Consider the following 8465-nt stretch of genomic DNA (forward strand, 5'->3'; position numbering starts at 1 on the left):
CATGATTCCCGAACTCGGCCATTTCGCCCTCATCCTGTCCCTGCCCGTGGCCGCCCTGGTGGGCGTCCTGGCCCTGCTGGGCGCCCACCGCAACCGCGCCCCCTGGATCGCCCTGGCCAAACCCGGGGCCCAGGCCCTGGCCCTGCTGGTGACGGTCGCCTACCTGTGCCTGACCCAGGCTTTCATCGCCAACGATTTCTCGGTCATCTACGTGGCCCAGCATTCCAATTCCCTGCTGCCCCTGCAGTACCGGATCGCCGGGGTCTGGGGCGGCCACGAGGGCTCGCTCCTGCTGTGGATGCTGATGCTCAGCTGGTGGGCCCTGCTGGTCACCTGGTTCTCGCGCAACCTGCCCGCCCCCATGCTGGCCCGTGTGCTCGGCACCCTGTGCCTGGTGGCCTTCGGCTTCCTGCTCTTCATCCTGCTCACCTCCAACCCCTTCGAGCGCATTCTGCCTGGGGTCGCCGAGGGGAAGGACCTCAATCCCCTGCTCCAGGACCCGGGCCTGATCATCCACCCGCCCCTGCTCTACATGGGCTACGTGGGCTTCTCCGTGGCTTATGCCTTCGCCGTCGCCGCCCTGCTCTCGGGCCAGCTGGACGCGGCCTGGGCCCGCTGGTCCCGGCCCTGGACCGTGGTGGCCTGGATCTTCCTCACCCTGGGCATCGCCATGGGCTCCTGGTGGGCCTATTACGAGCTGGGCTGGGGCGGCTGGTGGTTCTGGGACCCGGTGGAAAACGCCTCCTTCATGCCCTGGCTGATCGGCACCGCCCTGCTGCACTCCCTGGCCGTGACGGAAAAGCGCGGCAGCTTCAAGAACTGGACGGTGCTGCTCGCCATCTCCGCCTTCTCCCTGTCGCTGCTGGGCACCTTCCTGGTCCGCTCCGGCGTGCTCACCTCGGTGCATGCCTTCGCCACCGACCCCACCCGGGGGGTGTTCATCCTGGCCTTCCTGGTGACGGTGATCGGCGCCTCCCTGGCCCTGTTCGTCTGGCGCGCCCCCAGTGTCGGTCTGGGCGGCCGCTTCGGCCTCTTTTCCCGGGAATCCCTGCTGCTCACCAATAACGTGCTCCTGGCCGTGGCCACCGGCACCGTGCTGCTGGGCACCCTGTACCCGCTCCTGGTGGACGCCCTGGCCCTGGGCAAGATTTCCGTCGGCCCCCCCTACTTCAACGCAGTGTTCGCGCCCATCATGGCGCCGCTGCTGTTCCTCATGGGGGTCGGCCCCTTCGCCCGCTGGAAGCATGCTTCCATCGCCGAAATCGCCCGCCTGCTGAAATGGGCCCTGGCCGTGGCCGGCGTCGTGGCCGTCACCCTGCCCTTCCTGTACGGCAGCTGGACCCCCCTGGTGGGTCTGGGCCTGCTGCTGGCCACCTGGATCACCCTGACCGCCGTGCTGCATTTCGTACAGCGGGTCCAGGCCACCCGGGGCGATGCCGGCTTCCTGGCGGCAGCCCTGCGCCAGCCCCGGCATTTCTGGGGCATGCACCTGGCCCACCTGGGGGTGGCCGTGTTCGTGGTGGGCGTCACCATGGTGGGCGGCTACGAGGAGGAAAAGGACGTGAAGATGGGCCCCGGCGACACGGTCACCGTGTCCGGCTACAGCTTCCGCTTCCTGGGCGTGCAGCGGGTCGAAGGTCCCAACTACGTGGCCATGCGCGGCGAGGTGGAGCTGCTCAAGAACGGCAAGGTGGACCGGCTGCTGCACCCGGAAAAGCGCAATTACCACTCCTCCATGATGCCCATGACCGAGGCGGCCATCGACGCCGGCCTGCTCCGCGACGTGTATGTTTCCCTGGGCGAGCCCATAGACCGGGATCAGCCCGAAGGGGAATGGGCCGTGCGCGTCTATTACAAGCCGTTCGTGGACTGGATCTGGGGCGGCTGCGTGCTCATGTCCCTGGGCGGCCTGATCGCCATCCTTGACCGCCGCTATCGCAATGTGGGCCGCCGCGGCACGGCCACCCCGGCCCAGGAGGCTGCTGCATGATGAAAAACAAGTACGTCTGGCTCCTGGCTGCCTTTGCCGCCCTGGTGGTCCTCCTGGCCGTGGGCCTCAACCTGAATCCCCGGGAAATCCCCTCGCCCCTGGTGGGCAAGCCCGCCCCGGCCTTCGAACTGCCCCGGCTGGGCAGCACCGACCAGCGCTTTGGCCCCAAGGACATGCAGGGCCAGGTGTGGATGCTCAACGTCTGGTCGTCCTGGTGCGTTTCCTGCCGTCAGGAGCACCCGCTACTGGTGGAACTGGGCAAGCGCCGCGTCGTTCCCATCGTCGGCCTCAATTACAAGGAAGTGCGCGGCGACGGCGGCATCGACACCAGCAAGATGCCCCTGGAACAGGAAAATGCCCTGGCCCGGGAACGGGCAGCCGCCTGGCTCAAGAGCCACGGGGACCCCTACACCCTGTCCGTCCTGGACCTGGACGGCCGGGTGGGCATCGACTACGGCGTGTATGGGGTGCCGGAAACCTATGTGATCGACAAGGCCGGGGTGATCCGCTACAAGCAGATCGGCCCCATCACCCCGGAAGTAGTGGAGCAGAAGCTGCTGCCCCTGATCGCGGAGCTGAACAAATGAAGGCCCTGAGCTGCACCCGCCTGCTGGCCGCCCTGGTGCTGGCCCTGGCCTGCCAGCTGGGCCTTGCCGAAGAGGCCCGCCCCCTGGCCGACGACCCGGTGGCCGAAAAGCGCCTGCAGGCCATCTCCGCCGAACTCCGCTGCCTGGTCTGCCAGAACGAGACCATCGCCGGCTCCAACGCCGACCTGGCCAAGGACCTGCGCCGGGAAATCCGGGGCATGATCCAGGCCGGCCAGTCGGACCAGCAGATCATCGACTTCATGGTCACCCGTTATGGCGATTTCGTGCTCTATCGCCCCCCCTTCAAATCCGTCACCCTCCTGCTCTGGGTCGGCCCCCTGCTGTTCCTGGTGGTCGGCATTGCCGCCCTGCAGCTCTACATGCGCCGCCGCGCCCGGCTGCTCCAGGATTCCCGCCCCCTGAGCGAGGCGGAAGCCCGCCAGGCCGAGGCCCTGCTGGCTGAAGGCAGCAACGACACCCAAGGCAAAGGCACTGCCCCATGACCACATTCCTGCTTGCCGCCCTGGCACTCCTGGCCGTCACCGCCATCTTCCTGCTGCCACCCCTGCTGCGCGGCCGCGCCCCGCTCCGGACCGGGGAAGCCCAGCGCGACACCAATCTGGCCATCCTGCGCGACCAGCTGGCCGAACTGGAACGGGAACAACAAGAAGGCAGCCTCAGCGGCAGCGACTTCGAACAGGCCCGGGACGAACTGAAACGCCGCATCCTGGAAGAAACCGCCCTGGCGGAAAAAGCCAGCCAGAACGCCGACACCGCCCCCAGCAAGGGCGCCGCCCTGGCCGTGGTGCTGGCCCTGGTACTGGGCGCCTCCGCCGGCTACGCCCTGCTGGGCAACCCCATGGCCCTGGACCCGGCCCAGCGCCAGGCGCCCCAGGCCGGCCAGGCCATGAGCCCGGAACAGATCCAGGCCATGGTGGACAAGCTGGCGGCCCGCATGGCGGAAAACCCGGACGACGAACAGGGCTGGGTGATGCTGGCCCGCTCCTACAAGGTGCTCGGCCGTCTGGAAGAAGCCGCCCAGGCCTATGCCAAGGCAGAAAAACTGGTGGCCACCGACCCGGGGCTGCTCACCGACTACGCGGAAACCCTGGCCATGGCCTCGGGCAAGGGCCTCAAGGGCAAGCCCCTGCAACTGGTGCAGCAGGCCCTGAAGCTGGACCCGGAACACGGCCACGCCCTGTTCCTGGCCGGCGCCGCCGCCATGGAATCCGGCAACCGCCAAGCCGCCGCCGACTACTGGGAAAAGCTGCTGCCCCAGGTGGAACCCGGCAGCGAGCTGCACACCCTGCTCAAGGACAACATCGACAAGATCCGCGCCGAGAAGAAACCCGGCAAAACGGCCAAGCCCTGACCCCAAGCCCCCCAAGAACCCGCCTGACCGGCGGGTTTTTTATTGCCTTGAATCCGGGTTCCAGTCCTGAGCGGAATGACACGCTCAGAAGCCGCAACGGGAGCCATCAATTCGAACAAGCCCCTCAAGACCGAAAGCCATGACATTAAAGACGCCTCTGGCGCAACCCCATATGTTGTTGGTATGGTCCTGCCCATGATCGCCGTCTGCCATTGGCAGGGCTTCCAATCAAGGCCTTAGCCAAAAACATGGGGCACCAGGCCAACCTCGTGGATCAGCCACGCCGGCTGTTTCAGCTTAAGCGTTTCAAAGGAGTCCATCTTGCTTAGTCTCGATGATTCACGCTGGTCCGAGTTGCAGCATGCCTACGGCGATGCTGCAGACATTCCGGAGTTGTTGTCGCAACTCGCCGGGCTACCCTCGTCCGAGAACAACAATGAGCCATGGTTTTCCATCTGGAGCGCCCTGGCTCACCAAGGCGATGTCTACTCCGCCTCCTTCGCAGCAGTACCGCATGTGATTGAGGCACTCGCTTCTGCCCCCTTGAAAGCCGACTTTTCCCACTTTCAATTCCCGGCCTGGGTTGAGATTTGTAGAGTCAAGAAGGGCGTCTCCGTCCCCGAAAATATTGCACCCGCCTACTTCAAATCCCTGGCGCGCCTACCTGCGCTCGTGGCTGCGGCAGCTTCGCGCCAGTGGGATGAAGGGTTCCTCTGCTGCGCGCTTTCTGCAGTTGCTGCCGCAAAGGGCCAGCCTGCCATAGCCGAAGCCGTACTGGACTTAACACCTGACGTAGCGGGAGAATTCTTGGAGTGGTTCTTTGAGCGCTAAGACACTCAACGATCCGCAGCAGCAGACGGTCAGGCTGCTGCGCTGACCGCCCTTAACCTTGAACGGCAAGCGCATATGTCAGCAGCAATAGCCATCATCCTCGCGGCTATCATCGCTGGCATCGCCAGAAGAGGAGAAGGACATGAGCACACTCAGACAGCGGATGACCGAGGCGATGGTTCTACGGGGCTTTGCCCAGCGGACCCAAGAGACTTACCTGAACTGTGTCAGCAAGCTCGCGAAACACTATGGGCGATCACCGGATACGCTCGACACAGCGGCCATCCAGGCTTACTTGCTACACCTGATCACCGAACGCAAGCTGGCCTACGCCAGCGTCAACCAGGCCGTCTGTGCCATCCGCTTTCTCTTTGCCGTCGTTCTCGGCCAACGCGATGCCGCCTTCGAGATTCCGATGGCCAAGGTGCCCCAACGCCTGCCGCAGATTCTTACGCGCGACGAAGTGGGCCGGTTGCTGAACAACGCCCACGACATTCGTGCCCGAACCTTGCTGACCACGACCTACGCCGCCGGCCTACGTTTGTCCGAAGTTTGCACCCTGCAGCTGACCGACATCGAATCCTCGCCTGAACGCATGTGTCTCAAAGTGCGCCAGGGCAAGGGCGGCAAGGATCGCTACACCTTGCTTTCACCCCGCCTGCTGGAAATCCTGCGCCTGTACTGGCAGGCTTGCCGTCCGAGAGGGTGGCTCTTTCCCAACCGGGCCGGCAACGGCCCGATTGACCACTCAACAGTACAGCGCAGTTACCATGCTGCCCGCGAAGCGGCCGGCATTGAACACGGTGGCGGCATTCACTCATTGCGCCACGCTTTTGCCACGCATCTGCTGGAAGCGGGTGTCGACCTTCACACCATTCAGCGCCTGCTCGGCCATGGCCATGTCGGCACGACCATGCGCTACTTTCATCTGGCCCGAAGCCATCTGACCGGCACCACCTCCCCGCTTGAGTTGCTGATGCCCGGCTAAGGTCTGTGACCCCGGCCGGCCTGGCCGAGGTGCTGTCCGCCTTCGGTCCGGCCTATCTCGCCAGCCATGAACTGCCGCGTGGCGCGGCCAAGGTCTGGCGGGCCATTCTTGCTTGCCGTACCGCGACGCTCGGCGGGCACGTCGAATCCTGCGCCGATTGCGGGACGAGCCGGCACGTCTATCATTCCTGCCGCAACCGGCATTGCCCACGCTGTCAGACGCGGGCCAAGGAGACGTGGCTCGCCGCAAGGCGGCGCGAGGTGCTGCCGGTGCCGTATTTCCATCTGGTGTTCACCCTGCCGCACGCGCTCAACGGCCTGATCGGCGCCGCACCGCGCCGCCTCTACGAGAACCTGTTCGCCGCCGCCTCGGCAACACTCATCGAGTTAGCCGCCAGCCCGCGCCATCTGGGCGAAATGCCGGCGTTCTCGCTGGTCCTGCATACCTGGAAACAGGATCTCGGGCGGCATGTTCATGTGCATGCCCTGGTCGCCGGTGGCGCACTGTCCGACACCGGGGAATGGATCAGCCCGAAGAAGGGGTTCCTGTTTCCGGTGCGGGCCCTGTCGAAAGTCTTTCGCGGCAAGTTCATTGCCGGTCTCGATGACTTGTGCCGGCAGGGGTATCTGCCCGATTTCCTCAATCCGCTCGCTTGGCAGAACCTCAAGCAAGACCTCTACGCCCATGACTGGGTGGTCTATGCCAAGCAACCGCTCGGTGGGCCGCAAGCCGTGCTCGACTATCTCGGGCGTTACACGCATCGGGTGGCGATTTCCAATGAGCGCATCGTTGGCATCACCCATGACCAGGTAGCTTTCCGGGTACGGGCGGATAGCGGGGGCAAGAAGCGCGTGCTGCGTCTGGCGGGAAGCGAGTTCATCGCCCGCTTCCTGTTGCATGTGCTACCCAGTGGTTTCAAGCGCATCCGGCACTATGGCCTGCTCTCGCCGGCGAGAAAGAAAGTCGGGCTGGCGGCGGCGCGCTCGGCCCTGGCCGTGCCGCCGCCGGAACCGGCGATCATCGAATCGGTGACGGCATTCCTGCACCGGGTGGCTCGCCTTGCGTCGATGTGCTGTCCGCACTGCGGCGGGCAGTTTCGGGTTGCCACCACGCTGCTGCCGCAGCGCGGGGCAACGGCCCGAGGACCGCCATGAGACGCTGCATCAAGCCACTGCTGACGGTTTCTCCAACGGATGGCCAGACCATTCTCGGAAGGCTTCGCCCTGCGGCCTACTCAGTGATTCCCGAGCAGCTACGCAAGCATGATCGAGCCGGTTTGCTTCTCCCAAATCCTCTCTCCGCAATGCCTGGCGCGCACCAATCCACCGCCTTGTTTCATGCCATGCGATTGACTTCGGAACAGCCCGCCTTACAATCCCCATAACCATCGCCCGTCCGGCGGTCCAGTCCAACGAGGTTTATCCGCCGATATGGCTTCACACCTTCTTCAAACTCGTCCGCGTCGGCGGATAAACGCTATTCGTTGGGCGTCATGGCGCGCATCCGATGTCTAGCCTCAAGTTTTCCATTCCTGAGCATTCAATGTATCTGGCCGGGTACTTGGATGCAGTCGGTCGCGAACTTACCAACGATCTGGAACTCGTCTGCCTTTCATCAAACTACATCGCTAGTTCCGACTTCACCGAGGAGATTCTGGGCTCCCCAATACTTCACCGAGATCCGATTACCAAATGGAGTTCCGAGTTTGGCTCTCTGATTGAAGGCCAATTTGGCATTAGCGAGCGGTCTCGATTGGGTTTCTATCTTATTGACTATATCGACTGGTTCCGTCAATTCACAGACAATGCCCAGTGCTTCAAAATCACATGTGAAAGCCAGTCGCCGGGAGCTTTGTTTGAGGCGATATATCTTTTGCAGTGGAGCAGTGGTCAGAAAGTGGCACTGTCATTTTCGCGCTTTCAAAAGGCGCAACCTGAATGACGCCCAACCCGCGCTTCGAGGGGACGGCCTGCAAGCTACGCTTGCAGGTTCCCTCCGCCCTTCGGGCTCCGGCCGCCCCTCAAGCTGAACGTTAGAAGGTTCCTTTATGGCGCTCAGGCATCTCTCGCTTGTTTTTGGCAGCGTGCTGGTTTTAGCAGTCCGGCTCGGCGTGGGGTGCTTCCGGCTGGCGTCTTCCGGGTTTTACGGAAACCTGTCGCTTGCTCTTCGCTGCGTGCTTGTTTTGGCGCGTCGGCTCGGCGGTTTCGGCGTTGCTACGGTCAACTGGAAATTTCAGCGAAATTCAAAAGCCCTGGGGTTTGGGCGGCTTTCGGCTGTCGGGCATTTTCCGGGGGCTGCGGCTGGGCTCGGCTGCTGGCAGTTCGTTGGTGCGGGCGCTTTCTCGGCTGTTTCTTCTAACATTCCTATATGGACTCCCCCGGAAATCAAGGAAACTGAACGATAGGTTTGGCAGCTGGAAAGCGCATGCAGTCGTATATCCGGCATCTGGTGTGGGTTCTCTATGACCCGTGCCGACATGGAATCTGCTCACGGTGCGCCAATCGGTACAAGCGGCAGGCAAGCTGCCGGAAGAGTTATCGGCGTCAATCCGTGTCGGTGCGATCCGTTTAGCCATGATGGGCGATCAGTCTCAAAGCAAACGCGGGAGGGGAAACAACAGGAACATGGGGTTTCCTTTCAGCCGGCAATGGCAAAGGCGGTACGACTCAGTTTCTTTTCCTGACGTGGCTGCGGATG

Annotated in this window: 10 protein-coding genes; all 10 read left to right on the top strand. The window is 63.5% G+C overall.

Annotation, left to right across the window (positions count from 1 at the left end; genetic code table 11):
- Nucleotide 1 precedes the first annotated feature (1 nt).
- A complete protein-coding gene (locus G474_RS0116825; protein ID WP_026687988.1) occupies nt 2–1990 on the top strand; it encodes a heme lyase CcmF/NrfE family subunit in 1989 nt (662 codons plus the stop codon).
- Entirely contained in the window at nt 1990–2577 is a 588-nt protein-coding gene (locus tag G474_RS0116830; RefSeq protein WP_026687989.1) for a DsbE family thiol:disulfide interchange protein, read from the top strand. Before G474_RS0116825 ends, G474_RS0116830 begins: the two co-directional genes overlap by 1 nt.
- Complete coding sequence (locus G474_RS21340) at nt 2574–3080, top strand: cytochrome c-type biogenesis protein (RefSeq protein WP_051282385.1); 507 nt, start codon at nt 2574–2576, stop codon at nt 3078–3080. The genes G474_RS0116830 and G474_RS21340 overlap by 4 nt, the downstream gene beginning before the upstream one ends.
- A complete protein-coding gene (ccmI, locus tag G474_RS21345) occupies nt 3077–3949 on the top strand; it encodes a c-type cytochrome biogenesis protein CcmI (protein ID WP_043464997.1) in 873 nt (290 codons plus the stop codon). Before G474_RS21340 ends, ccmI begins: the two co-directional genes overlap by 4 nt.
- A 321-nt stretch (nt 3950–4270) precedes the next feature.
- Complete coding sequence (locus tag G474_RS0116845; RefSeq protein ID WP_026687990.1) at nt 4271–4780, top strand: hypothetical protein; 510 nt, start codon at nt 4271–4273, stop codon at nt 4778–4780.
- Nucleotides 4781–4922: 142 nt separating this feature from the next.
- Entirely contained in the window at nt 4923–5768 is an 846-nt protein-coding gene (locus G474_RS0116850; RefSeq protein ID WP_026687991.1) for a tyrosine-type recombinase/integrase, read from the top strand.
- Between the two features lie 5 nt (nt 5769–5773).
- Nucleotides 5774–6922 carry an IS91 family transposase gene (locus G474_RS21350; RefSeq protein WP_043465000.1) on the top strand — a complete coding sequence of 383 codons (1149 nt, stop codon included), beginning with the start codon at nt 5774–5776 and terminating at the stop codon, nt 6920–6922.
- A 352-nt stretch (nt 6923–7274) separates the two neighbouring features.
- Complete coding sequence (locus tag G474_RS0116860) at nt 7275–7709, top strand: hypothetical protein (RefSeq protein WP_026687993.1); 435 nt, start codon at nt 7275–7277, stop codon at nt 7707–7709.
- Between the two features lie 106 nt (nt 7710–7815).
- Complete coding sequence (locus tag G474_RS23585; protein WP_156919319.1) at nt 7816–8172, top strand: hypothetical protein; 357 nt, start codon at nt 7816–7818, stop codon at nt 8170–8172.
- An 88-nt stretch (nt 8173–8260) separates the two neighbouring features.
- Nucleotides 8261–8465: hypothetical protein (locus G474_RS23975; RefSeq protein ID WP_211228138.1), on the top strand; the 205-nt coding region annotated here is incomplete at its 3' end.

Origin of the sequence: Azovibrio restrictus DSM 23866, from assembly GCF_000429665.1 — a bacterium.
Classification (GTDB): domain Bacteria; phylum Pseudomonadota; class Gammaproteobacteria; order Burkholderiales; family Rhodocyclaceae; genus Azovibrio; species Azovibrio restrictus.

Excerpts from the sequence above, each read along its gene's own strand:
- G474_RS0116825 (WP_026687988.1), top strand. The coding sequence starts at position 2 with ATGATTCCCGAACTCGGCCATTTCGCCCTCATCCTGTCCCTGCCCGTG.
- G474_RS0116830 (WP_026687989.1), top strand. The coding sequence starts at position 1,990 with ATGAAAAACAAGTACGTCTGGCTCCTGGCTGCCTTTGCCGCCCTGGTG.
- G474_RS21340 (WP_051282385.1), top strand. The coding sequence starts at position 2,574 with ATGAAGGCCCTGAGCTGCACCCGCCTGCTGGCCGCCCTGGTGCTGGCC.
- ccmI (WP_043464997.1), top strand. The coding sequence starts at position 3,077 with ATGACCACATTCCTGCTTGCCGCCCTGGCACTCCTGGCCGTCACCGCC.
- G474_RS0116850 (WP_026687991.1), top strand. The coding sequence starts at position 4,923 with ATGAGCACACTCAGACAGCGGATGACCGAGGCGATGGTTCTACGGGGC.
- G474_RS0116860 (WP_026687993.1), top strand. The coding sequence starts at position 7,275 with ATGTCTAGCCTCAAGTTTTCCATTCCTGAGCATTCAATGTATCTGGCC.
- G474_RS23585 (WP_156919319.1), top strand. The coding sequence starts at position 7,816 with ATGGCGCTCAGGCATCTCTCGCTTGTTTTTGGCAGCGTGCTGGTTTTA.